The following is a 24,148-nucleotide window of genomic DNA, read 5'->3' as shown; positions in this document are numbered from 1 at the left end:
CCGTAGAGCTTGGCGGACTCTTTGCAAAGCCACCACAGCTTGGGGGCAGTTCTCAGGAGTTTTCCCAAGTTTCGCTCATCACAGGTTGCAGAATTTGTTGCACCCGCTCCAGCAGTTCGGTATCTATGGGTTCGGTGGCCCAGGCAATATTTTGCCGAATAGCCTCGGGCCGCGCTGTACTCACCAATGTGGTAGCAATACTTGGGTGACTCACAGCAAACTGAATAGCCAGTTTCTCGATGGGGTACCCTTGGCTCATGCAGAAAGCTGCCGCTTGCCGCGCGTACTGCTTCAGTTCGACCGATGCGGGGTGCCACTCCGGCGCTCCTCGCTCCGAAAGCATGCCCATAGCCAGGGGCGACGCGTTGATAATACCTACGTTGTGCGCCTTCAAGTACTCTACGTAGTCGGCCAGGGTAGTATCATTAAGGCAGTAGTGGCAGAAAGACAGCACCGTTTCTACCGTACCGGCGGGCGTCTGGTCAATTACCTGCTGAAATAACGCCAGTGGCAACCCCGTGATGCCCACGTGCTTTACTACTCCTGCCTCCTTTAAGGAATGGAGGGCCGGGAGGGTTTCGTTGATTACCTGCTGTAGGTCACTAAACTCAATATCGTGCACGTTAATCAGGTCGATGTAGTCAACGTGCAGACGGGCCAGGCTTTCTTCCACGCTACGGATGGCGCGGGAGCCGCTATAGTCCCAGCTTTTTACGCCGTCTTGGCCGTAGCGGCCCACCTTAGTAGACAGGTAATACTGCTCCCGAGGAATTTGGCGCAGGGCTCGTCCCAGTACTTGTTCGGCTTTCAGAAAACCATAGTAGGGCGATACATCAATGAAGTTGATACCCTGTTCCACGGCCGTGCATACCGTATCAATACCTTTATTCTCGTCGATGTTGTGGAAGACGCCACCCAGGGAGGAAGCACCCAAGCTTAGGGCGGAAACGTGCAGGCCAGTAGTGCCGAGGGGTCGGTAATCCATGGGTAGAAAAAGTGGGTGGGAGGAAAGTGCGGGGTAGCTTGCCTGGCTATAGGGGCCGTTTCCAGCGTAGGCTTGCAAGCAAGATGAAGGGCTTCCCGGAGCTTCGCAAGTGCTTGGCAGGTATATAATTCCGCAAAGCTTTGCGCAAAGCTTTGCGTTGTTGCCCCCGAGCTATTCCGCACCCGTGCGGAAGTGTTAAGAAGTGTTACGACCTTGCATTTCCACTTTGTCTACCGCCTTCTGGTAGCACCTTACCTCCACTCCGCGCATGCGCAAACGGCCCGTTTCCTTAAAAACTCTAGCCCAAGCCCTGAGCGTGTCCATGTCAACGGTTTCGCGGGCCTTGCGCAACCACCCCGATATCAGCCCTGAGCTTACCCGCAAGGTGCAGCTGCTGGCCCAGGAGCTACAGTACAGCCCCAATCCGCTAGCTATGGGGTTGCTGCGTAGTCAAACCTATACTATCGGCGTCATCGTGCCCGACTTGGTTACGCACTTCTTCGCCTCCATTATCAGTGGTATCGAGCGCGTAGCCAATGAACACGGCTACCACATTGTAATTCGGAGCAGCTATGAAAGCTACCAGAAGGAAAAGGAATGCTTGGCCGATCTGCTCAAGCTGCGGGTAGATGGCATCATTATGTGCCTGGCACAAGAAACCCAAGAGTACGCGCATTTTGACGCGTTGCTAGACGCGGAAGTGCCCCTAGTATTTTTCGACCGGGTGTGCCGCGCTACGGAGGTAGCCACGGTAGTGGTCGACAATCAAGAAGCGGCGCGGCGCATCACACGTCATTTTTTTGAAGGCGGTTACCGGCGCATTGCGCACATTGCCGGGCCAGCTTCTCTCAACATCACCCAGGAGCGTATTGAAGGCTACCAACAGGCCTTGGCTGCGTGTGGCTTGCCCTTCGAGGAAAGCCTCCTGGTGCACTGCGACCTTAGTATTGCCAGTGCCACCGCCGCCACCCAACGCCTCCTGGCCCTGCCTAACCGTCCCGATGCCATATTTGGTGTGAATGACACCACGGCCTTTGCCGCCATGAAGGAGCTTAAGCGCCAAGGCCTGCGTATCCCGCAGGATGTAGCCCTGGTTGGGTTTACCGATGAGTTTCATGCTACCGTAGTCGAGCCTACCCTTACTTCGGTAATGCACCCCACAGTAGAAATCGGCCAAGAAGCCGCCCTGCTTTTCTTGGAGCAAGCCCGAGCAGCCACTCACCCAGCCCCGCGCCAAACCATCCTCACTACCCAACTAGTCGTTCGGGACTCTTCGGCGCCTAAGCCTGCCTAACCGGATAGGCGGGCGTAAAACGCGTAGCGGCGTCCGAATACTCGGGCGCCGCTACTCATAGTAGAAATAATCTAGTACTATCTTACTTCGCTACCACATCTGTTTTAATGCTCAATTCTTTGAGCTGAGCACCCGAAATCTGCGAGGGTGAGTCGATCATCACGTCGCGGCCGGAGTTGTTTTTTGGAAAGGCAATGAAGTCCCGAATGGAGTCGGCTCCGCCGAAGAGGCTGCAGAGACGGTCGAAACCAAAAGCAATGCCGCCGTGGGGTGGCGCGCCGTACTCGAAGGCGTCGAGCAGAAAGCCAAACTGAGCCTGCGCCTCCTCGGGGCTAAAGCCAAGCAGCCCAAACATCCGGGCCTGCACGGCGCGGTCGTGGATGCGAATAGAGCCCCCACCTACTTCCACCCCGTTGATTACCATATCATAGGCATTGGCGCGTACTTCCCCAATGGTATCAGGGTTATCCAGCAGCGGCACGTCCTCGGGCTTGGGGGAGGTGAAGGGGTGGTGCATAGCAAAGTAGCGGCCTTCCTCTTCAATGTATTCGAGCAAGGGAAAGTCAACAACCCACAGTGCCGAGAAGGTATCCTTGTCGCGCAGGCCCAGGCGCTGTCCCATTTCCAGGCGTAGCTCCGAGAGGGCCTTGCGAGTTTTGTTTGGCTCGCCGGCCAGTACTAGCAGCAAGTCGCCGGGCTGGGCATTGAAAGCTGCTTTCCACTGCTGCAGTACTTCCTGGGAGTAAAACTTATCAACCGACGATTTCACCGTGCCGTCCGCTTCTACGCGGGCGTACACCAAGCCCGTAGCACCCAGTTGCGGACGCTTCACAAACTCCGTCAGTTCGTCGAGCTGCTTGCGCGTGTAGCTGGCCGAATTGCTAGCATTAATACCCACTACTAGGCCGGCATTGTCGAACACGGGAAAGTTGTGGCCTTTCACAATGTCATTCAGCTCCACGAAACGCATTTCAAAACGCGTGTCTGGCTTATCGTTGCCGTAGTAACGCATGGCATCGGCATACGTCATGCGGGGCAGCGTACCGATTTCCAGGTTTTTCACTTCCCGGAACAAGTACTGCACTAAGCCCTCGAACGTGTTAAGAATGTCTTCCTGCTCCACAAACGACATTTCGCAGTCAATTTGCGTGAATTCTGGCTGGCGGTCAGCGCGCAAGTCCTCGTCGCGGAAGCACTTCACAATCTGAAAGTACCGGTCGAAGCCCGATACCATCAGCAGTTGTTTGAAGGTTTGGGGGCTCTGGGGCAGGGCGTAAAACTCGCCCGGATTCATGCGGGAGGGCACCACAAAGTCGCGGGCACCTTCGGGCGTACTCTTGATGAGAACGGGAGTTTCTACTTCAATAAATTCCTGTCCGTCGAGGTAGCGCCGGGTAGCCTGAGCCACGCGGTGACGCAGCATGAGGTTTTGGCGCACTGTGTTACGACGTAGGTCGAGGTAGCGGTACTTCATCCGCAGGTCGTCGCCACCGTCAGTTTCGTCTTCAATGAGGAAGGGCGGCAGCTTGGCGGGGTTGAGCACCTCTAGTTTCTCCACGCGGATTTCGATGGCTCCGGTGGGCATCTTATCGTTTTTGGAGTGGCGCTCGGCTACGCGGCCCGTTACGCAGAGCACAAACTCGCGGCCCAGTTGGCGGGCTTGCTCCCGTACTTCGGCCGTTTCTACGCCTTCCTCCAAAGCCAGCTGGGTCAGGCCGTACCGGTCGCGCAAGTCTACCCACAAAATGCCGCCTTTATCGCGGGTACGCTGTACCCAGCCGCAGAGCGTAACGGTTTGACCAACGTGTTCGGGGCGAAGTTCGCCGCAAGTATGAGTCCGGAGCATGGCTGTTAACAAGTGAAAAGGAGGAAAAGCCATGACAAGCAAAGGCGCTGCGCCTTCCAACCCAGCCTACCTGGTTCGGCGGAGGCAAGTGCATTGCTTATCACCTTTTCCTTCTAAATACAGAGCGAAGGTAGGCAGGAAAAATAAGTGGGCTGGCAAAAAAACTGTCCTTTCGCCGCACCTAATGCCAGATGCTTTGTTGAGAAAATCTCTATTTCGGCAGAATATGGGCCTTTCCCGTATGCCACACATAAAATTGGTACGGAGTATGCAAACTGCCTCCCCGAAACCGTTTTCTACGCGCCACACTCCTTTTTTTCAAGATATGAAACGCCCCGTTCTGCTCGCCTTGGCCGCCTCGTTCCTCACGTTTTCGGCCGCCCAGGCCCAGACCAAGGTTAAAACCAAAACTAAAACTAGCGACGGCACCGAAGTCAAAACCAAATCGGAGGCAGAGCCAGTAACCCTGAACGGTCCTATCAAGCGCATCGAAACCCTGTCGGGCATTGATGTATTTCCTACTTCCGACGGCCAGCGCATCATGCTCAGCTTTACCCAGCAGTTTACCAAGCCTGGTACGCTGGTTATGACCAACTACAGAAAGCAGCCCGTGTACACGACCAACCTCGACCCGCAGAATAACACGGGCGAGCCCGTAGATCTGGGCCGTATTCCTGCCGGCACCTACCTCATTGAAGCTAAAACCGGCAACTACGTGTATTGGAAGAAGGTGATGATTAAGTACCCTTCTACGGCCGTAGCAAAGAAGCGCCGCTAAGCTAGCTTCGCATTTTTTCGGCTCCGAAGTCGTTACGGCTTCGGAGCTTTATTTTGTACTGCTACGGGCACTACTGTGGGTGCTCCTTTCACTTGTTATGCCTGGCACCAGCTCCGGCTAGTGTCCTATACTCTCCCCATGAAAACATTTCGCTTTGCTTCTTTTCTGCTGGTAGTAGCCGCGCTGTTTGCCTTTGCTGGCCCCAAGCTCAAGAAAACAGTGGTGAGCAAAAACATTACCGTGGGCGTACCCGACGGCTTTCAGCCCCTACCCGACGATGGCATTGCGGCCAAGTACCCGGCCCCGCGCAAACCCCTAGCCGTCTTTAGTAGCCCCAACGGCCGCGTTGATCTTAGCGTGGCCCAAAAGCCTACCACCTTCAGCAACCGCGACTACAGCTTGCTGGTGAAGATTTACAAGGCCAGCATTCAAAACATGTACTCCAAGGTGGAATTCTTGAAGGAAGATATTCGCACCGTAAATAAGCGCGATTATGTGATGCTCGAATTTGTATCGACGGTCACCGATAACCGTCGCAACGCTACGCTGGCTCCCATTCGCAAGTATCAGCTGGTGCAGTACAGCATTGAAGGCGACCAGTTGTACGTGTTTACTTTCGTGGCTCCGGCGGAAGAGCAAGCCCAGTGGCAGCCCGTGGCCCAGGCTGTTATGGCAAGCCTAGTGATGAAATAAGGTAGGACCTGCGTGGGCCATCCGTATAGCGTGTACCGTGGGAGTAGCGCGGAAGTGGAATTTTCCCTGCACTTTCCAGGCCTCTTTTAGTACCTACCTCTTCCCTTTCGCTTATGACCCTTTCGCTTTACTCCGATGAGCAGTACATGCGGGAAGCCTTGAAGCAGGCGCGCTACGCGTTTGATGAAGATGAAATTCCCATTGGAGCCGTAGTGGTACTGGATAAGCGTATCATCGCACGAGCGTATAACCAGACGGAAAAGCTGCGCGACGTGACGGCCCATGCGGAAATGCTGGCCCTCACGGCCGCCGCCAACCACCTCGGCAATAAATACTTGCAGGACTGCACCCTGTACGTAACGGTAGAACCCTGCGTGATGTGCGCTGGTGCTACGGCCTGGGCCCAAGTACGGCGGGTAGTGTATGGTGCCCACGAGCCTAAGTTTGGCTACCGGCGCCATGGCAATCTGCTGCACCCCAAGGCAGAGTTAGTCACGGGTATCCTGTCGGATGAGTGTGGGGGGCTGATGCAGGACTTTTTCGCTCGCAAGCGGAAATAGGCTACTTTTGGTCGCCTCCGTAACCCTACACGGGGTTCGGTGGTTATACCCTGACGGCAGCGTGTACTCCTAGTGGGCTGCGCGGCTGCAGTAGACTCAGACTCTCCCTTATCCACCTCAAAACCTTTCTACTTATGGCTTTCGAACTGCCCCAACTGCCCTACGCTTACGACGCCCTGGAGCCGCACATTGATGCGCAGACCATGGAAATCCACCATACCAAGCACCATCAGGCTTACGTTACCAACCTCAACAATGCCATTGCCGGCACCGAGTTGGAGGGCAAAAGCCTGGAAGAATTGATGCACAACATTGCCGCTGCACCGGCTGCGGTACGCAACAATGGTGGGGGTCACTGGAATCACTCCCTGTTCTGGACCATCCTGGGTCCGAATGGTGGCGGCGAGCCTACCGGCGCAATCGGCGAGGCTATTACGAGCGCGTTCGGCAGCTACGAGAAGTTCAAGGAAGAATTCACCAAAGCTGCTACTACCCGCTTCGGCTCGGGCTGGGCGTGGCTCTGCAAGCAGCCCGATGGCACGGTACAGATTTGCTCTACCCCCAACCAGGATAACCCCTTGATGCCTGACACTGGCTGCAAAGGTACTCCAGTGCTGGGCCTCGACGTATGGGAGCACGCCTACTACCTCAAGTACCAAAACCGCCGCCCCGACTACATTGCGGCTTTCTACAACGCCATCAACTGGGACGAAGTAAACCGTCGTTTCGCGGCTGCTTCGTAGAGTAAACTACGAATTCCTGTTTTAGAAAAAGCCCTTCTGCACTATGCAGAAGGGCTTTTTATTTAGCACGGCAACGGCAGTTTGCGCCTGCTTACTCTGCCATCCAGGGCGCTTCGCGGCCAAGCATTCTCATATTCCGCCGGAAAGAATTCTTGTATCTTTAGGTTCGAAATTTTGTCCCCACTTTTTCTCAACCGCATTTGCATGAGTACGAAGCTACGTCTCACTATTCTGAGCTTTCTACAGTTTTTCATTTGGGGGTCGTGGCTGATAACCATCGGGGCATATTGGTTTCAGACCAAGCAGTGGTCCGGGGCTCAGTTTGGAGCCATCTTCTCCACCATGGGTATTGCCTCCATCTTCATGCCCTCGCTTATGGGTATTGTGGCTGACAAATGGGTAAATGCCGAGAAACTGTACGGCATGCTGCACATCTTGGGCGGTGCAGTGCTTTGCACGGTACCCCTAGTTACGGAGCCGGGCACTATGTTCTGGGTCATGCTGCTAAACATGATTTTCTACATGCCCACGCTGGCCTTATCTATTGCCGTGTCCTACTCCGTGCTTAAGCGCGAAGGACTTGATGTGGTGAAGGACTACCCACCTATTCGGGTGTGGGGAACCATCGGCTTCATTGCGGCTATGTGGACGGTAAGCCTGCTGGGCTTTGAGAAATCAGCCAATCAGTTCTACATAGCGGCCGCCGCCGCTTTCTTGCTTGGCGTGTATTCGTTTACGCTACCAGCCTGCCCCCCGCCCTCCAAAGAAACTGCCAGCCGCTCTTTGGTAGATGCCTTGGGCCTCAAATCGTTTGCCCTGCTGCGCGACACGAAGATGCTCACCTTCTTCTTGTTTGCCTTGTTGCTAGGCGCGGCACTGCAGCTCACTAATGCCTACGGCGACACTTTTCTGCACGACTTCGACAAGGTGCCCGCCTACCAAGACACGCTAGCCGTAAAACATCCGGCTATGATCATGTCTATCTCCCAGATTTCCGAAACGCTCTTCATCCTGGCTATTCCCTTCTTCCTGCGCCGTTTTGGCATTAAGCAGGTGATGTTTTTCAGCATGATTGCGTGGGTTTTGCGCTTCGGCCTTCTGGCATACGGCAACCCCGGCCCCGGCCTCTGGATGGTTATCCTCTCGTGCATCGTGTACGGTATGGCCTTTGACTTCTTCAACATTTCCGGCTCCCTGTTCGTGGAGACCCAGACGGCTTCCTCCATCCGGGCCAGTGCGCAAGGGCTGTTCATGATGATGACGAACGGCTTTGGGGCCGTATTGGGCAGTTCGGTCAGCGGCATCGTGATTGAGAAGTACTTCACCAACCCTATCGACCAAACCAAGGACTGGCATAACATCTGGCTGACTTTTGCCCTGTATGCTCTGGTTATTGCCGTGCTGTTCGTGGTGTTGTTCCGCCACAAGCATAACCCGCAGGAAACCCAAGACGCCGCGCATACTGAGCCACTGCTGTCTGTAGAGCAAGCTTAAGCGGCTATCCTCCCCGCACGAAAAAACCGAGCCACTGGCCCCTGCAAAAGTTGCGGGAGCCAGTGGCTCGGTTTTTTCACTCACTGTATTTCAGCAACGACAGCACGCCCTGTATTTTCAACTGCTGGCTTAGTATGAAGCGCAGAATCTATTTACCTTTCTCGGGCAAATGCAGCCAGGTAGTGACCTTATAGCCTTGGCAAACCATTCAATTGAGAAGCGCCAGCAGCAATTCAGATTGAATTGCTTACTGGTCTTTAGTATAAAATGAGTATTAATTAAGTCTATAAAAAGCCTACTTAGGGTATACAAAAAATCCTCCTCTACAGGTAGTAGAGGAGGATTTTTTGTGATGAGCTCCGAAATGAGCGCTCAACAGAGCAGGTGCCCTTTTCGAGGGCTACTGCTTAGAACTGCTCGTCAGCATCGAAGAAGAAGCTGCCTTCGATTTGCGCATTCTCGTCAGAGTCAGAGCCGTGCACGGCGTTGGCTTCAATGCTTTTGGCGTACTTCTTACGGATGGTACCTTCGGCAGCCTGGGCGGGGTTGGTAGCGCCAATCAGCGTGCGGAAATCAGCTACGGCGTTGTCCTTCTCCAGGATGGCAGCTACGATAGGACCCGAAGACATGTATTTAACCAGGTCGCCATAGAAGGGGCGCTCCTTATGTACTTCGTAGAATTTGCCGGCGCGCTCAGCAGTCAGCAGTACTTTCTTCAGGCTTACGATGCGGAAGCCACCCTCTTCAATCATGCTCAGGATGCCACCAATGTGGTTTTCCTGGGTAGCGTCGGGCTTGATCATCGTGAACGTGCGGTTCGTGGCCATGTGGTTTGGTATGGTTGGGGTTGAAATAAAATACTGGGGATGCAGCACTGCCAGTTTGCGGGCGCAAAAGTAGCGGGTTTAGCTGGCTATTGTACGGTGGAACTGAATCATTACAGAAAACTGTCTTGCTATTCCAGCCAGCAATGCACGCCTTAAACGCACCTTTCCAAAAGGTGTTTTGTTGGAACCCAGAATATTTACGACTTTTGCCGCCTTTGTACGCGGCCTAAACGACCGAAATTCAGTCACCTACCCCGTAGGCAATGTCCACAATATCTGAACTGAAGGAGTTGCTAGCGCAGCCCCGACAGATTTTCATCACCACACACCATAAGCCCGACGCCGACGCCTTGGGTTCGTCGCTAGGATTGGCAGGCTACCTTCGCAAGAAAGGCCACCACGTCACGGTGGTAACGCCCTCCGACTATCCTAATTTCCTGGCTTGGATGCCGGGCAATGAGGAAGTAGTGGTGTATGAGCCGCGCGAAAACGACGCCCAGGTGCGCGACATCATTGGCCGGGCCGAGGTGCTCTTCTGCCTCGATTTCTCCTGCCTGAACCGCATCAATGAGCTGGGGGAGTATATCCGGCACGCCCCGGGCAAGAAGGTGCTCATCGACCATCATCAGGACCCCGAGCAGTTTGCCGACTTGGACTACTCGAACTCGAAAGCGGCTGCTACTGCCGAGTTGGTGTTCGAGGTTATCCGTGACTTGGGCGACCAGGAGTTGATTGATACGGGCATCGGAGAATGCCTGTATGCCGGTATCATGACGGACACGGGCTCCTTCCGCCACCCCAGCACGTCGCGCAATGTGCACCTGATTATTGCCGAGCTGCTGAGCGCGGGCATTAATCTTTCCGATGTGCACCGTCGCATCTACGACTCTCACTCCGAGGAACGGTTGCGTTTTCTGGGCTTCGTGCTGAAAGATAAGCTGACGGTGCTACGGGAGTATAACACGGCGTACATTGCCATCACGGCGGACGAGCTTCGGCAGTACCACTCCAAAACGGGTGATACGGAAGGCCTCGTCAACTTTGCCCTGAGCATTGAGGGTATCGTTTTCGCGGCCGTTTTGATTGACCGCAACCAGGCAATCAAGATTTCCTTCCGGTCGGTTGGTGACTTCTCCGTGAGTGATTTTTCGCGTCGCCACTTCGAGGGCGGCGGCCACCACAATGCGTCGGGTGGCATCAGCCGGGAGCCGCTAGACACTACGGTAGACCGCTTCCTGAGCTTGCTACCCCAATACCAAACTCAACTTGTGACGGCTCCATTGGCAGCTGCACCACCATCGGTATAATTCGGTGTAACTTGGGCCTTCATTCTGTCTTACTACCTAACCCCTTTCATGCTCCTTCAACGCACTTTTCTGAGCCTAGCCGTAACAGCTGGTGTTCTGAGCCTCGCTTCTTGCAATAAAGACGGCGAGTTTAAAAAAACAAAGTCCGGTATTGAATACAAGATTTTCAAGAAGGACGGCAGCGGCTATTCTTACCGCTCAGAAAATGCGGAGGCCGACACAGCGGCTTACAAAGCCCGCATCGGCAAAATCATGACGGCGCACATTGAGTACCGTACTTCCAAGGACTCGGTGCTGCAAAGCTCGCGCAAGAACATGTTTGGCTTCCCTACCTTTATTCAGCTGCAGCCAGTAGCTAATAAGGGCACCGAATTAGAGGCACTTTCGTTGTTGCAGCCCGGCGACTCAGGCGTGTTCCGCTTCAACGTAGATTCCATGTTCGTACGCAATACGGGTCAGCCAGCACCGCCCCAGGTTAAGAAAATGGGCACTACCCTCACGTTCTTCGTGAAGGCAGTAGAGTTGATGGACGAGGCAAAGGCTAAGACGGTTTCGGAGCAGATGCGCCCCCAAATCCAGGCTAAAATCAAGCAGCAGGCTACTGCCCAGTTGGCCAAAGATGACCAGCAGCTGCAAGACTATATCAAGAAAAACAACCTCACCGCCCAGAAGGATACTTCTGGCGTGTACTACGTGGTAACGCAGCCAGGTACGGGCCCCAAGCCCAAGACGGGCCAGTTGGTATCCGTGAAGTACAAGGGCTCGTTGCTCAGCGGCAAGGTGTTCGATACCTCAGAAAAGGCGCCTAACAACGGCAAGCCAGTTGACTTCCCCATTGGGGTTGGTGGCGTGATTCCGGGTTGGGACCGAGTGATTCCCCTGCTCAATAAAGGCTCTAAGGCCACTTTGCTGATTCCTTCAGGACTAGCGTACGGTGCCCGCGGTGCTGGGGCTGACATTCCCGCCGACTCGCCGCTCCGCTTTGATGTGGAGCTAGTAGACGTGAAAGCAGCTCCTCCGCAGCCCGCCGGCCCTAGCGCCGCTGACATTCAGCGTCAGATCGAGGCTATGCAGCAACAGCAGCAAGCACAGGGCGGCCGCTAATTCAGCTTGCCTGTTTTCATCAGCCCCCGGTCCGGTGCAACTAGGCCGGGGGTTTTTGTATCTTCCCGTAGAACTCTACTTGCTTACACTATGCACACCTTGCTTTCTCGTTTCCGGTCGTGGCTTCTCGCCGCGCTGTTCTTTTCGCTTTGCGCAACGCTACCTAGTTGCCTCAGCCTCAACGATGACGACGTAGTAGTAGACAATACTGATTACGCCGCTCGTGATGAGGAGATTTTGCAGGCGTACATCAAGGCCAACAACCTTACGGCTCAGCGTCAAGCATCGGGGCTGTATGTTGTTATTACGCAGCCTGGCACGGGCGCTACTCCCACTGCTGGCCAGCAGGTTTCGGTGCTTTACACCGGCACCACGCTCGATGGTAAGGTATTTGACTCCACGGCTAGTCGTGACAACAAGCCCTTTTCATTTGCCATTGGCCGGGGTCAGGTTATTGCTGGCTGGGACCAAGGCATTGCTTTACTGAACAAAGGAGCCAAGGCCACGCTGCTAATTCCTTCTGGTTTGGCATATGGCTCGCGTGGCGCAGGGAGTGACATTGCTCCGAATACGGTGCTGCGTTTCGACGTTGAGCTCACAGATATCAAGTAATTTCCTTCCGGCTCGTACTACCGGCCCACTGGCTTTCTACCTACTACCTATGTCTTTCTTCACTCGCCCAGCCCTCCTACTTCGTTTGGCTGCCACTTTGCTGGTGACGGTGCCCGTACTGTCGGGCTGCGATACGGAACCGTCCTACGCCAAGCAAATTCGAGAGCAAACTGAGGCGCAAAGAGCCTTGGATGAAGCAACTATTCAGGCGTACCTTACCCGCCACAACATCACGGGTTCGCAGTATACCCGCACCAACTCAGGGTTGTACCTCGTGTCGCTCACGAACGGTCCCGCTACCAACCCACTCATCACAAAAGGGCAAAAGGTGACGGTTAATTACGTTGGCAAGTACATTTATGAGGCCAACGATGGTGTTATTTTTGATAACTCCAGTAACAACCGCACAAGCTGCGGATGCTTTAGCTTCACGGCTGGCGGTGGTGGCATTATCTCTGGCTGGGAAGAAGCAGCCCTTCTGATGCGCAAGGGCGACCGGAAGCTGTTGCTAGTACCCTCTGAGCTAGCCTACAGAGAAGTCGGCTATGGCAGTATACCTCCTTATACTCCCTTGCTTTTCGATCTGGAAATCCAGGACGTTCAATAGCCGCTTCATATGCTACGCACTACGTCTTCTTTCCTGCTATGCGCCGCCGTGCTGCTTGGTGGGTCCTTGCTAGTGCGGCCAGCCATTGCCCAACAGGCCCTACCTACCGCTCCAGCTCAGGCTGCTCCCGATAGCGTGCTTGCGCGGGCCACCCAAACTGCTTCGGGTATGCGCTACGCTATTCGGCAGCCCGGCACTGGCGCCGTAGCACAGCCTGGCGACCGAGTACTGGTGCACTACACAGGTTTTTTACCTTCCGGCCGCATCTTCGATGCCTCGGTGCGGCAGGGCGGCCCCTTAAAGATTCGTGCTGGTCGGGGAGAAGTGATTAAAGGCTGGGACGAAGTTCTGCTGCTACTACCCCAGGGTGCCCGGGCGCGCGTGTGGGTCCCGGCCCAGCTGGCTTACGCCGACAAAGGCGTGCGCGACCCTGATGACACGAACCACTATCTGATTCCGCCTAATACTGATTTAGTATTTGAGCTGGAAATAGTGAAGGTGAAATAGCCTGATACGGCACACTAGTTACCCATGGCCCCACTACCGCTTGCCGGTAGCGGGGCCGTGGCTGTGTATAAAGGTTGAAGACTGGTCTGAATAAGGCTTATCTTGGCAGCTTAACTATTCTTATCATCTCCCAAATATGTTTTGGTTGTCGCGTACTAGAGTGTTTGGCATGGGGCTAATAGCTCTCTTTGGGCTACTGGCTTTCCAGGGTGCGCCCGTAAAGTTCAACAAGCTAAAATCGGGGGTGGAGTACCGGGTGTACCGGCGCGAAAACGGCCGCTATGTATTGCGTCCGCCCTTTGCTCCAACTGGAGATGCTACCTACGCTACCCGCGTTGGAAAAATTATGGCTTTGCACATGCAATTCCGCACCGGCAAGGATTCTGTGCTACTGAACTCGCGCCAGACGGGAGGGCTGCTCCGGGCTCCGCTAGATACGCTCCGGGCCCAGCAGCGCGGTAGTATTGAGGAAGCCCTGTCGTTGCTACAGCCCGGCGACTCGGCCATCTTTCGCTTCTCCGCCGACAGCGTGTTTGCAAAGTCGTTTCGCCAGCCCGTACCACCTTTCATCCAGAAGGCGGGCAATACGTTCATCATGCTTGCCAAGGCGGTGAAAGTACAAACCCAGGAAGCTGCCCAGGCCGATGCTAAGCAGGAAGCACTCCAAGCTCAGGCGCGCGCTAAAAAACAGGAGGACACCAAGATTAAGGCCTACATGACCCAGCAGAAGCTGACGGGGCCGCAAACGGCGGGGGGCGTTTATTACATAGTCACGAAACCGGGTACGGGGCCCAAGCCCCAGCCCGGGCAAACAGTATCGGTTCTTTACACGGGTATGCTACTCTCAGGCAAGGTGTTCGATTCATCGGAAAAGAACGGTGGCCAGCCTATTTCCTTTCCGCTGGGTCAACACCAGGTTATTCAGGGCTGGGATGAAGGCATTGCTATGCTCAACCAAGGCTCCAAGGCTATTCTGTTAATTCCAGCCAGCCTGGCCTACGGTGCCCGCGGTGCTGGTGCCGACATTCCACCAAACGCCATTCTTCGCTTCGACGTGGAATTAGTAGATGTGAAGTAGCCTTGCACCACCAAGATGTATGGAACCGCAAACGGCGGCTTTTCACGAGAAAAGCCGCCGTTTGCGGTAGATAATAAGCTGCTGAGGGTTATAGCTCCGCCAGTACCTCCGACAGCACAGCCAAAGACCGCACATCGCCGAGGCGCTCTACGTGCAGTTGGTAGTAGCGAATAAGCACCCCTAGTAGCTCACGCCGCACGCGTCCGTTCGGAATGGCTGCCGTGGTGGGGTCACGCAATAAGGCGTCAAAGTGCTGCTCAAACTCCTGGAAGCGCAGGGCAGTAGGGCTATGGCTACTTATACTACCGGGCGCTTCGGCCGCAAACGCTACTTGCGAAGTAATCTGCTCCCCTGTTTCGGGCCCAAAACCGAGGTATTGGCTTAGGCCTAGCAGAAATATGAGGGCAAAGTTTTCAAACCCTTCCTCTTGCCGGTCAAAGGCCAAAATAGAGTCGTGCAGGAAAGTAAAAAGCGGTTCGTTTTCTTCTTCTTCTAGCAGTACCCGCCCTACAATCTCGGCCAGAAACAGCCCGATACTACTTTTGCGGACATCGTAGGGCAGGCTATGAAATGGCTCGGCACAGCGGTACTCCGAGAGACGCGTAAGGCCTCCTTGCCGCGAGGTGTAGGCCACCAAGTCTAGCAAGGTAAATGGCTGAAACAAAGCAATGCGCCCCGGCGGCTTAGCCTTTCGTACCCCGTTCACGATGTAGCTCTGCAGCCCTAGGCGCTCGGTGTAGATCCGGGCAATAATGCTGGTTTCGCGGTAGCGCAGAAAGTTCAGGACAATGCCCCGGGTTTTGATAAGCATAGGTAAAGAACCTAAATGTAGCGCCCTTTTCTACAAAGGAAAAGAAGCGCGAAATGAGGCCAAAAGCGGCTGTTACGTAACAACGTGCAGCCCCAAATCGGCTCCCCTATAGCTAACTTATTCGCGCAAAAAGCCAGTATTTGTTCGCGGCCAGATGCGGCTGGTTTTACTTGTCAACCACCGCCACCTTGCTGATACAGCCATTTTTGCCGTCGGCATCGGAAGAAAGTACCAAGTATACGCCCGACTGCACTTTGCGCCCATTGTAGTCGGTGAGGCCCCATACGACGGTGCCCCCGCTTGCACGCGTTTGATACACCAGCTTGCCCGTCACGTCCGTAATTTTTACCGTGCCATTGTTGGCTAAACCTGAAATACCGACCTGGCCAGTAAAATTGGTACGCACTGGGTTAGGAGTTACTTTGGCGCACTCCGGCTTTCCTTCCGTGACGGTAGCCGAGCCCCGGTAGGATACCACACCGCCATCCGTCACCACGAAAACTTCACCGGTTTTGTCGTTCACGTCCACATCCACAATCCGATCGGAAGGTAGTGGGCTGTTGGCCGTGGTAAAGTGTAATAAGGCCTCGTCGCCATCCGCACTAAAAAGCCACAGGCCCCTATCAGTACCAAACCACTTCCGGTTACCGCCATCCACTGCAATGGTTCGAACAGGCTCATCCATCAATATACGGAACCCTGTTCCTTCTCCTCGCCGAACAATAGGGGCCTGGAAGCCAAGACTCGTATCGAAGGCAGAACTAGCATCGTTGAATACGACTGGTCCCTTGTTGGTAGCCACCCATATGTCGCCGTTGCGGTCCTTCACAATATCAAACACCTCACTACCCGCCGGCAAACCATCAGACGTTCCAAAGTAACGGTTTTCATTGGTAGCTGGGTTGACCACATTAATACCCTGAATGGTATTGAGCGGAGCGCGGGCCCGCGTCACCCAGACGTTTCCTGCATCGTCAAGGGCAATACGGTCTAGATTATCACTCCCGCTGAAGTACGGAACGGTAGTCCACGTGGTAGCTACAGGGTCGAACAAGAACAACCCCGATTGACCCGCAACTTGATGGCGGTTGACTACCCACACCTTACCATCCGCATCGGCTGCAACATCCGTGACGCGCGCATAGTTAGCATCGGCAATAGCGCTACGCAGTGGGTTGGGTAGGCCTACCGTAGGATTGAACAAGCGAAAATTACCAGGCCCTTTCCATTCCAGCAGGCCATTGCCATAGCTGCCCGCATAGAGTGTTCCATCCGGAGTGCGGGTGCCGCGGCTTAGGTCTTTGGGATTGGGGTATTGCGCTGCTGGCTGCGTTTGCGCGCTTATGGTAGTCCAGCGGCCGTTTTGGTACTCGGCAAAGCCCCGGTAGAAATCCTGCTGCAAGTACCGTTCGCCATACCCACCACCAAACACTGTAACGGTATTTGTCCGGGCATCCGCCAGCACGCCCTGTCCCTGGGGAAAGGCGGGTGAGTTGGTAATAAACTGCTGGGTAGTTTGCCCATCAGCCGCTATAGCAAGCAGGCCATTGTTGAAGTCGGCTACGTAGAAAGAGCCGTTTCTGGCTCGAATAGCAGTGCGTGCATTTCTTAGTAGTGCCGGGCTTAGGGTGGCAGTTATCGTTCCTGTATTCGTATTCAGCACGGATACGCGCTGAGCATCCGTAACCAATAGGCCGGCGCGCGAGGGCATCAGCTGCCGAAACTCTACCCCTGATGGGCTGGCTACGGCCTGCCACCCCTGGGCAGGCTGGCCCGGATTGTAGCGGTAGAGTCGGTCGTTATTTATACCCACGTACACACGGCCATCCTGAGCTGCAACCGTCCGAAAAGGGTCATTGACGCGGGCAGCAAAGTCGGTGGTCCAGGCGCGGTAATCCAGGAGGTTGCTTGTGAGGCTAGCGTGGAGTACGCCCCCTGAAGTAGCCGCGTACAGGACGCCCCCGGCTACCGCCGTAGCATACACTTGCACTACACTACCATTCGGCCCAATGTTGGTGTACGAGTCCTTTATTTCCAGCTTGGTCAGATCTACCGCTACTATGCCAAAGCTGCATGCCAGGTAAGCTACTCGGTTGGCAATGTTGATATGGTTGACGGTCTTTTGTCCCTGAATTTCCTTGCGGGCAATGTCGGCAATGTTCAGGATGGCGCCGTCGCGCAGGCGCAGAATGTCTAGGTTGGTACTGCGGTAGGCAATTACTAGCTGCTGGCTTACTGAGTCGAAAGCTAATGTGCTCAGACCTGCATCGTGCAGCCCGTCGCGGGTGGAAAGCAGCTGGGTAGTGTTCAGCTCTTTATCGTAGTAGAAAAATGCATCTTCGGCCGCTACATAAATCCGGTCGCCTACGTCGGCAAGGGCCTTGGCCCGGTTGATGGGCAGGTGCAACTGCCAGTCGCCGTAGCCGGCCGTAAACTGGGCTAACGCAGTGCCAGAGGTAAGTAATAAAGCCAGGAGCACAACTCCGCGGCCAAGGCGTAACGATAGTGTCATCGGCAGGTAATAGCGACGAAAACGGTGAATCGGGAAAGTAACGCCTAACGGCCGGGTTTAGTGCAGCAAGGTTTTCGCCCTACGGCTACAGCGGCCGGGGCTGAACGGTGCGGGCAGGCTCGGTAGCTTTTTCCTTCATGCCTTCCTGAAAACAGTAGCGGCAGCGCGCTTCATACGCATCGGTTTCGCCTAGTAGAATCTTGTCTTCCGAAGCTGTTACGCGAAAGGAGTAGGAAGCAATGTCGCCGCAGCACACGCACACGGCATGCACCTTGGTCACAAACTCAGCCACGGCCATCAGCGCGGGCATGGGCCCAAAGGGCTGTCCCAGGAAATCCATGTCAAGGCCAGCCACAATAACGCGGGTACCCCGGTTTGCTAGCTGCACGCATACTTCCACCAACGAGTCGTCAAAAAACTGAGCTTCGTCGATGCCTACCACGTCGCAGCCACCGGCTAGCAGGAGCATTTCCTGGGCCACAGGCACCGGCGTGGAGCGAATACTCGTGGCGTTATGCGATACTACATCCTGGGCGTGGTAGCGCGTATCGAGGGCGGGCTTGAAAATCTCTACCCGTTGACGGGCAATCTTGGCGCGGTTGAGGCGGCGAATCAACTCCTCGGTTTTACCCGAAAACATGGAGCCGCACACCACTTCAATCCAGCCCCGGCGGGCAACGCCGGGGCCTGTGCCAACGCGGGGTTCTATAAACACAAAGTCGTCAGTTGAGGGTGGCCACGTGTCAGGTAGCTGACAGCAATCGGAGCATCTAAAGTACAGCTTTCAGCGGCTAGGCTCAAACCCAAAACCAGATACCTCGTGCCCCGCATGCTGCTACTTACTCTCCATCAGGCAGATGCATCCAGTGAGCATCTTTTCACTTTTAGCAGCTATAAGAGGTAGGCCTGGCGGGCAGTGTGCACTACTCCAGGTAGGCTACGTGCGGGAGCTTGGTGGCTTCGGGTACCCGCCCTACCAGTTCGCCACCCTGCAAGCGGGCCTGGCAAGTCAGCCGGTCAGTAAGCCGCAGGCGACCTAACGAGTGGTAACGCTCCTCGGCAGTGGTAGGGGGCGTGAGGTATTCGGCCCCGCTCAGCACTTCTACGCGGCAGGTAGTACAGCGGCCTTTAGCCCCGCAGGCATGCATCCAGTCGTGGCCCGCATCTTGCAGGGCCGCAAGCAGCGTAACTCCGACGGGTACCGCTACGGGAGCAGCGGGCAGATTTTGAACGATTAGAGTGGGCATCTTTCCCTAAATTGCCCGTTGAATCAGGCTTTCAATGAAGACCAAATATAGCCACGCCAAGCGTGAACAATACGGCCGCCTCCTGGCTGCCCTACTCTGCGACCAGCACTTTGGCGCCCGCCCTACGGCTACCCTCGACGGCCCCGCGGTGCTCCGCTTTACCCCCGTACGGCAAGTAAATCTGTTTGTAGTGCAGCAGCTGCTTGTGCAGTGGATGGGCGAAATGGGTAATTTGCGTAGCCCTTACTTTGATTTCGAGGATACGGAAGTGCGCCAGGCGCTAACGCAGTTCATGAACGTGCTGTCGCGCCGCATCAAGCTCAGCCGCCCCGTGTTCGAGCCGCTGCTTGCTCAAGCTATCTGTGACACCCTGCACGGCGCCTGCGACCCTTCTGAAACGTTTGCCCGCAAGTTGGTGGGTGATCAAACGAGTGCTACCCCGGAAAAGCTGCTGGAAAGCCTGCGCTACCTTGATGCTAATAAGGAACTATTTGAAGGTTTCCTTAGCTCGCTGCCCGCTGGCCAAGCCCAGGACCACGACTACCTACTTAGCCGCTTTCGGTTGTACCTAGAAGCCCACGCTGACCAGGTGCAACCAACTACGGAGGTAGTGCAACAGCTAAGCGTGCTGCTTCCCCTGGCAGAAACCGATCTGTACGAGGAAGCCCCCCAACCAGCGCCGGCTGCTACTACCCCGCCCAGCCCTGCACCGGCTACTGAGCCCCCGGCCCCTAAGCCAGTGGAGGCGCCTGCCATACCCACGCCTGCCGCAGCGCCACCAACCCCAGTTGCCCAGCCTGCTCCGGCTCCTACCCCACCCCCGACAGCAATACCAGCGCCTGCCGCGCCTACGCCTGATAGCCGACGGGCGCTAGCCGAGACGGCACCAGCAGGCGTGCCGCTGTATGAGAAGCTGAAGGCTGAGCAGTCGGGGGCGCCTTCTCTCAGCGAAACGCTGCGAACGGAACGCCCCGCCGCGGCTACCCTGGCAAGCAAAGCTCCGAAAGTGGAATCGTTGCGGGAAGCTATTTCGATTAACCAACGCTTCAGCTTTATTAACGAGCTGTTCAATGGAGAAAACATGGAATACCACGCCATGATTCAGCACCTCGATACGCTACCCAACGCCGATATAGCAAAGCGCTATGTAACCGAGGAGTTAGCTAGCCGCTACAACTGGGCCCGTAAGGATGAGCACGTACAGAAACTGCTCAAGCTCATCGACCGGAAGTTTGCCTAGTTTCCCTGCTATGCTCCGCCCACTGCCTATGCCGGCCGACATGGTCGCGTGCTCAGCGTGGCGTACTCTATATGGCTCGTGTACAGTACACCAAGTTGGCCTGTTAGCCATGAGCATATGTGGAGGATAAGTCGGCCGAGGGTGCGGCGCTGGCTGCTGGTGTACTTGCTGGCCCTTGGCCTGGTAGCCGGTCCGGCGTACACGATGTACGTTCACTACGACTTCTCGCACTCCCTTGACACCCGGAGTTACTTAAAAATTGCCCGCGGTGAGTTTGCGGGTGTGAGTATTACGCGTCGCTACCGGGTGCTGGTGCCGCTGGCCGCCGCCGCCGTAGCGTGGCCGCTAGAGCAGGTATACGCCCGCCTATGGCCCCAGCGTGCGGCCAGCGAGTGGCCTTTACGCTTGGGCTTTTACCTTGTCAACTGCCTGCTATTGGCGGGGGTGGGGCTGGTGCTGTACCAAACTAGCTGCTTGTATGGTGCCACTCCAGCCGCAGCGGCGTTAGGCGTGGTAGCCGTACTGACTAGCCGCTGGGCCGTGTATACCGCGGGGTTACCATTAGTAGATAGCCTGTACTTATTCGTATTTGCTCTCGGGTTCTATGCTGCTCGGAGTGGTTCAGCCGCAGCATTGGTAGCTTGCATCTTACTAGGCCCACACGCCAAGGAATCGTTTGTGTTTTTGGCGCCGTGGCTGCTGTTCTGGGGGCAGCGGGCAGTAGGGTGGCGGGCACAGCTGGGATGGATGGTAGTAAGTGCCGCCCTGGCTTGGGGAGTACGCAGCTGGATTGACGCTCGCGTTGGAGCTACCCCGGCAGAAAGTGTGCACAATGCCATCAGTCATATGGAGAACTTGGCGTACTCGCTCCGGCGCTTGTTTTCCGTGAAAGGCGCCGGCGAGATATTCAGCATCTTCGGCTTCTTTAGTTTGGCCCTGTTAGCAGGTCTGCAAGGTAAGGCCGCGGATCGGCAACGATGGGTACGCCCTTTGGGCTGGCCGGTAGTCACCCTCGCGGGGGTAGTTGCCGTCCACATGCTACTATCCGGTGACCTGGCCAGAATGGGCTACTTACTAGCGCCCGCCTTTGCCGTGGCGTTTGCTCTTATTCTTACGCATCACCCTTTGTTTGCCTGGCTAAGCCCAGGCAATGCTCCTTCAGAAGAGGAGCCTGGCGCTCCGGTACACCTTTGAGGTAAACTTAGGCCAGCCGCGGCCAGTAGCAGGGGCAATATGGGCACAGCAAAACGCGCCGCCCCCAACGGGCCCGTAAGTAGTGCCACGTACAAAACCAACCCAAGCAGTGGCAAACGCCAAGCCCACGGTAAGGGGCAGGCAGCAAACCGTAGCAGCAGCAGCAGCCGCACTACATTGGTGGCTGTTACCAACAGCAAAATAGCTAGCAGCCCCAGGGGCAGCCTTTGTACGTAGGCAACCATGGCCGCGTACCCATGCTGCGCAAATTGCCCAAGCAAGCCGGCCGTATTTCGCTCCGGTAGCCCAAAGAAGTGCACCAAGTCAAATCGACCGGGGTCGAGCAGCAGATTGAGCATACCCTGACCATGCAGGGCTGCATACGCCACAGGATGCCGTAGTAGCACTGCTTGACTCTGCTTCCGGATGTAGTGCTGTTGCGCGGCAAACGTAGGTTGGCTTTCTGCGGCAGCCACCGTAGTAGCTACAAACTGTTCAGCTGCTTCGTAGCCTTCTGTCTTTTGTAAAACGGCGCGTACGTTGTAACGCAGCAAGTTGATTTCGGCAATACTGGAGAAGTGGAAGTACCCCGTTTGCTTTGCATTACGTGCCTGCCAGCCCAGGGCTACTACCACCGGAATACACCCAATCAGGAACAGCCGAAGCCGCCGTTGCTTCCAGCCCACCCATCCACCTAGGGCCAAGAACAGGCCGGCAAATGGAAAGAATACGGGCTTGAAGAGTAGGGCAAGTGCCGCCAATATGGCCCCTAATACCCAGACCCAGTGGCGTTGGGGGTTCGCAAAAAAGGCGGTCAAGCTTAACCAAAGGCCTACTATGCAGCTTTGCAGCAGTATTTCGCTCATGAGTGCGTTAGCGTAAATAAACTGCCCTGGTACTATGGCTAGCCCTAGCAGCACGCCCCACTGCCACTGGTGGAGAGTAGGCCGGCGCCGAGCAATCCACTGCAAGGCCAGCCCTACGTTTAGTAAGCTCAGCAGATTCTGCAGCAGAAGCACGGCCACTGGTATTGCTGTAGTAGTGGCGCCCAGCAAGATCAGCAACACCGGATAGCCCGGAGGACGAATACTGTATTCTTGCGCGGATAGGGGCAGGCCGGTTAGTGGCTCAGCGTATAGCACTCCCGCTGTGCGCAGGTTGTGAGCCGCCATGAGGTAGCGGCCTGAATCGGGAAAGTCGTAAGATTGATGCCCCAGTTGCCAGCCGAAGAACAGGCCGTGTAGTAGCAACAGGATACCCCATATCCATACCGGAACCCGAGCCGAAGAAAGAGGAGAATAGGCAACGTCAGCCGCCGAATACTTCATGACCGCAAGAACGCAGAATTATGCGCAATTACTGAATGCGCCCTGCTGCTAGTGTCGCTACCAACGCATTAGTAACGCTCCAGATCCTGTTTGCGGTAGGCATCGATGGCCAGCAGAATAAATAACAACGTGGTGAAGGACCACAGCGAAGACCCCCCGTAACTGAAGAAGGGGAGCGGAATGCCTACAACTGGGGCCAGCCCAATGGTCATGCCGATGTTCACACAGAAGTGAAAGAAGATGATGCTGGCTACGCAGTACCCATAGGTGCGCCCGAATACTGATTTCTGCCGCTCTGCCACGTAGAGTACTCTAGCCAGCAGGCTCATAAACAGAATAACCACCACCATTGTACCAATCCAGCCCCACTCCTCGCCTACGGTGCAGAAGATAAAGTCGGTACTTTGCTCGGGCACGAAGTCGAACTTGGTTTGGGTGCCTTGCAGAAACCCCTTGCCCGCTAATCCGCCCGAGCCAATGGCAATTTTGGACTGGGTTACGTTCCAGCCCACTCCCAGCGGGTCGGCGGAAGGGTTAATCAGCACTTCAATCCGCTTACGCTGGTGGTCTTGCAGTACATTGTTGAAAAAGAAGTCCACGCCGAACACCATGCCAATAACTACGGCCCATATGCTGAGCGACATGGGTAAGTGATGACGCATCAGGCGAGGGTTAAAAGCGAAAATCAGTCCCAGCATCACCGTAAAAGCCCCCATGAGCCACAGCTTAGGTACCAGCAGTGCGAGAATTAGGATGGCCCCGGCCGCCGCCAAAATCAGCAGAATTAGCGGGGACATTCCTTCCCGAAAGTAGGCCAGCAAAAAGGCTCCAAACACGAGCGCCTGCCCCGTTTCGTTGGCCGCTATAATGAGCAATGGTGGCAGCAACGTCAAACCAGCTAGCACCAGTTGGTCGCGGAAGTTTTGCTGCCGCAGGTTGATGCCCGCCATGTAGCGCGATACGGCCAGCGCCGTAATAAACTTGGCAAACTCAGCGGGCTGCAGACGCACCGGGCCTAGCTCTAGCCAAGAACGTGACCCGGCAATGGGCCGTGCAATGAAGGGCGTAACGATGAGCAGCAGAATCATGATTCCGTACAGCACGAAGGCAAAGGTGTCGTAAGCCTTGGAATCGATGACGACCAGAACGACGATGAGCACAATGGCCGTCCCAATCCAGAGAATCTGCTTAAACCAGTTGAACGCCATTAACTCCTGAAAACTCAGGTGGCTAAAGGGGTCGGCGGGAGCGTCGGGAGAGTAACTGGCTGCGTACACACTCACCCACCCCAGTCCTACCATCACGGCGAAGATGAGGACTGTGACCCAGTCGATGCTGCGTGAATACCGTGCAGGTTGCGTGTTCAACGTGTAGGAAGTAG

At 55.5% G+C, this 24,148-nt stretch carries 23 protein-coding genes; 14 read left to right on the top strand and 9 right to left on the bottom strand.

What is annotated here, in order from left to right; translation table 11 throughout:
- Positions 1-52: 52 nt before the first annotated feature.
- The gene (locus CHB83_RS18040; protein WP_089333622.1) at positions 53-985 is read right to left on the bottom strand and encodes an aldo/keto reductase; all 933 of its coding nucleotides are present in this window, start codon (positions 983-985) and stop codon (positions 53-55) included.
- Positions 986-1,253: 268 nt separating this feature from the next.
- Here CHB83_RS18040 and CHB83_RS18035 point away from each other — a divergent pair, with 268 nt between their 5' ends.
- Positions 1,254-2,279, top strand: a complete 1,026-nt coding sequence (locus tag CHB83_RS18035) for a LacI family DNA-binding transcriptional regulator (protein WP_089333621.1) — start codon at positions 1,254-1,256, stop codon at positions 2,277-2,279.
- An 82-nt stretch (positions 2,280-2,361) separates the two neighbouring features.
- Here the strand turns inward: CHB83_RS18035 and aspS are convergent, their stop codons facing one another.
- Positions 2,362-4,125: an aspartate--tRNA ligase gene (gene aspS / locus CHB83_RS18030; RefSeq protein WP_089333676.1), complete on the bottom strand. Its 1,764-nt coding sequence runs from the start codon at positions 4,123-4,125 to the stop codon at positions 2,362-2,364.
- A gap of 325 nt (positions 4,126-4,450) precedes the next feature.
- Between aspS and CHB83_RS18025 the strand changes: the two genes are divergently transcribed.
- The 5 genes from CHB83_RS18025 to CHB83_RS18005 all read left to right on the top strand — a co-directional run bounded on the left by CHB83_RS18025 (position 4,451) and on the right by CHB83_RS18005 (position 8,393).
- Positions 4,451-4,903, top strand: coding sequence for a hypothetical protein (locus tag CHB83_RS18025; protein WP_055562199.1), 453 nt, complete (start codon positions 4,451-4,453; stop codon positions 4,901-4,903).
- Between the two features lie 138 nt (positions 4,904-5,041).
- Positions 5,042-5,596 (top strand): hypothetical protein, encoded by a 555-nt coding sequence (locus CHB83_RS18020; protein ID WP_045687929.1) that lies wholly within the window; start codon positions 5,042-5,044, stop codon positions 5,594-5,596.
- Between the two features lie 113 nt (positions 5,597-5,709).
- On the top strand, positions 5,710-6,156 hold the full coding sequence (locus tag CHB83_RS18015; RefSeq protein ID WP_089333620.1) for a nucleoside deaminase: 447 nt from the start codon (positions 5,710-5,712) through the stop codon (positions 6,154-6,156).
- Positions 6,157-6,290: 134 nt separating this feature from the next.
- Positions 6,291-6,899 carry a superoxide dismutase gene (locus CHB83_RS18010; RefSeq protein ID WP_045687930.1) on the top strand — a complete coding sequence of 203 codons (609 nt, stop codon included), beginning with the start codon at positions 6,291-6,293 and terminating at the stop codon, positions 6,897-6,899.
- Positions 6,900-7,103: 204 nt separating this feature from the next.
- Positions 7,104-8,393 carry a nucleoside permease gene (locus tag CHB83_RS18005; protein ID WP_055562201.1) on the top strand — a complete coding sequence of 430 codons (1,290 nt, stop codon included), beginning with the start codon at positions 7,104-7,106 and terminating at the stop codon, positions 8,391-8,393.
- 407 nt (positions 8,394-8,800) lie between these two features.
- On the opposite strand, the gene CHB83_RS18000 is transcribed toward CHB83_RS18005, so the two are convergent.
- Positions 8,801-9,220 (bottom strand): nucleoside-diphosphate kinase, encoded by a 420-nt coding sequence (locus CHB83_RS18000; RefSeq protein ID WP_045687931.1) that lies wholly within the window; start codon positions 9,218-9,220, stop codon positions 8,801-8,803.
- Positions 9,221-9,483: 263 nt separating this feature from the next.
- Between CHB83_RS18000 and CHB83_RS17995 the strand changes: the two genes are divergently transcribed.
- The 6 genes from CHB83_RS17995 to CHB83_RS17970 all read left to right on the top strand — a co-directional run bounded on the left by CHB83_RS17995 (position 9,484) and on the right by CHB83_RS17970 (position 14,435).
- On the top strand, positions 9,484-10,527 hold the full coding sequence (locus CHB83_RS17995; RefSeq protein WP_055562202.1) for a DHH family phosphoesterase: 1,044 nt from the start codon (positions 9,484-9,486) through the stop codon (positions 10,525-10,527).
- A 48-nt stretch (positions 10,528-10,575) separates the two neighbouring features.
- On the top strand, positions 10,576-11,631 hold the full coding sequence (locus CHB83_RS17990; RefSeq protein ID WP_045687932.1) for an FKBP-type peptidyl-prolyl cis-trans isomerase: 1,056 nt from the start codon (positions 10,576-10,578) through the stop codon (positions 11,629-11,631).
- A gap of 90 nt (positions 11,632-11,721) precedes the next feature.
- Positions 11,722-12,243, top strand: coding sequence for an FKBP-type peptidyl-prolyl cis-trans isomerase (locus tag CHB83_RS17985; protein WP_089333619.1), 522 nt, complete (start codon positions 11,722-11,724; stop codon positions 12,241-12,243).
- A gap of 49 nt (positions 12,244-12,292) precedes the next feature.
- Positions 12,293-12,850, top strand: coding sequence for an FKBP-type peptidyl-prolyl cis-trans isomerase (locus CHB83_RS17980; protein WP_179225558.1), 558 nt, complete (start codon positions 12,293-12,295; stop codon positions 12,848-12,850).
- Between the two features lie 9 nt (positions 12,851-12,859).
- A complete protein-coding gene (locus CHB83_RS17975) occupies positions 12,860-13,357 on the top strand; it encodes an FKBP-type peptidyl-prolyl cis-trans isomerase (protein WP_089333617.1) in 498 nt (165 codons plus the stop codon).
- A gap of 136 nt (positions 13,358-13,493) precedes the next feature.
- Positions 13,494-14,435: an FKBP-type peptidyl-prolyl cis-trans isomerase gene (locus CHB83_RS17970; protein WP_236704834.1), complete on the top strand. Its 942-nt coding sequence runs from the start codon at positions 13,494-13,496 to the stop codon at positions 14,433-14,435.
- 88 nt (positions 14,436-14,523) lie between these two features.
- Here the strand turns inward: CHB83_RS17970 and recO are convergent, their stop codons facing one another.
- From recO to CHB83_RS17950, 4 genes are all read right to left on the bottom strand, one after another.
- Positions 14,524-15,246: a DNA repair protein RecO gene (gene recO, locus CHB83_RS17965; RefSeq protein ID WP_055562204.1), complete on the bottom strand. Its 723-nt coding sequence runs from the start codon at positions 15,244-15,246 to the stop codon at positions 14,524-14,526.
- A 166-nt stretch (positions 15,247-15,412) separates the two neighbouring features.
- Positions 15,413-17,758 (bottom strand): type IX secretion system anionic LPS delivery protein PorZ, encoded by a 2,346-nt coding sequence (gene porZ / locus CHB83_RS17960; protein ID WP_089333616.1) that lies wholly within the window; start codon positions 17,756-17,758, stop codon positions 15,413-15,415.
- 85 nt (positions 17,759-17,843) lie between these two features.
- Positions 17,844-18,473, bottom strand: coding sequence for a thymidine kinase (locus tag CHB83_RS17955; RefSeq protein WP_045689780.1), 630 nt, complete (start codon positions 18,471-18,473; stop codon positions 17,844-17,846).
- A 208-nt stretch (positions 18,474-18,681) separates the two neighbouring features.
- Positions 18,682-19,005 (bottom strand): 2Fe-2S iron-sulfur cluster-binding protein, encoded by a 324-nt coding sequence (locus tag CHB83_RS17950; RefSeq protein WP_089333615.1) that lies wholly within the window; start codon positions 19,003-19,005, stop codon positions 18,682-18,684.
- Between the two features lie 34 nt (positions 19,006-19,039).
- Between CHB83_RS17950 and CHB83_RS17945 the strand changes: the two genes are divergently transcribed.
- Together CHB83_RS17945 and CHB83_RS17940 are read left to right on the top strand one after the other, a co-directional pair.
- The gene (locus CHB83_RS17945) at positions 19,040-20,245 is read left to right on the top strand and encodes a hypothetical protein (RefSeq protein WP_089333614.1); all 1,206 of its coding nucleotides are present in this window, start codon (positions 19,040-19,042) and stop codon (positions 20,243-20,245) included.
- A 117-nt stretch (positions 20,246-20,362) separates the two neighbouring features.
- The gene (locus tag CHB83_RS17940) at positions 20,363-21,439 is read left to right on the top strand and encodes a hypothetical protein (RefSeq protein ID WP_143437184.1); all 1,077 of its coding nucleotides are present in this window, start codon (positions 20,363-20,365) and stop codon (positions 21,437-21,439) included.
- Here the strand turns inward: CHB83_RS17940 and CHB83_RS17935 are convergent.
- Together CHB83_RS17935 and rodA are read right to left on the bottom strand one after the other, a co-directional pair.
- On the bottom strand, positions 21,364-22,767 hold the full coding sequence (locus CHB83_RS17935; RefSeq protein WP_089333612.1) for a hypothetical protein: 1,404 nt from the start codon (positions 22,765-22,767) through the stop codon (positions 21,364-21,366). The genes CHB83_RS17940 and CHB83_RS17935 overlap by 76 nt on opposite strands.
- Positions 22,768-22,835: 68 nt before the next feature.
- Entirely contained in the window at positions 22,836-24,134 is a 1,299-nt protein-coding gene (rodA, locus tag CHB83_RS17930; protein WP_045689775.1) for a rod shape-determining protein RodA, read from the bottom strand.
- Positions 24,135-24,148 lie beyond the last annotated feature (14 nt).

The organism is Hymenobacter mucosus, from assembly GCF_900188255.1.
In the GTDB taxonomy this organism is placed as follows: domain Bacteria; phylum Bacteroidota; class Bacteroidia; order Cytophagales; family Hymenobacteraceae; genus Hymenobacter; species Hymenobacter mucosus.
The sequence above is the reverse complement of the archived record's forward strand: the minus strand, read 5'-3'. Positions and strand labels throughout refer to the sequence as shown.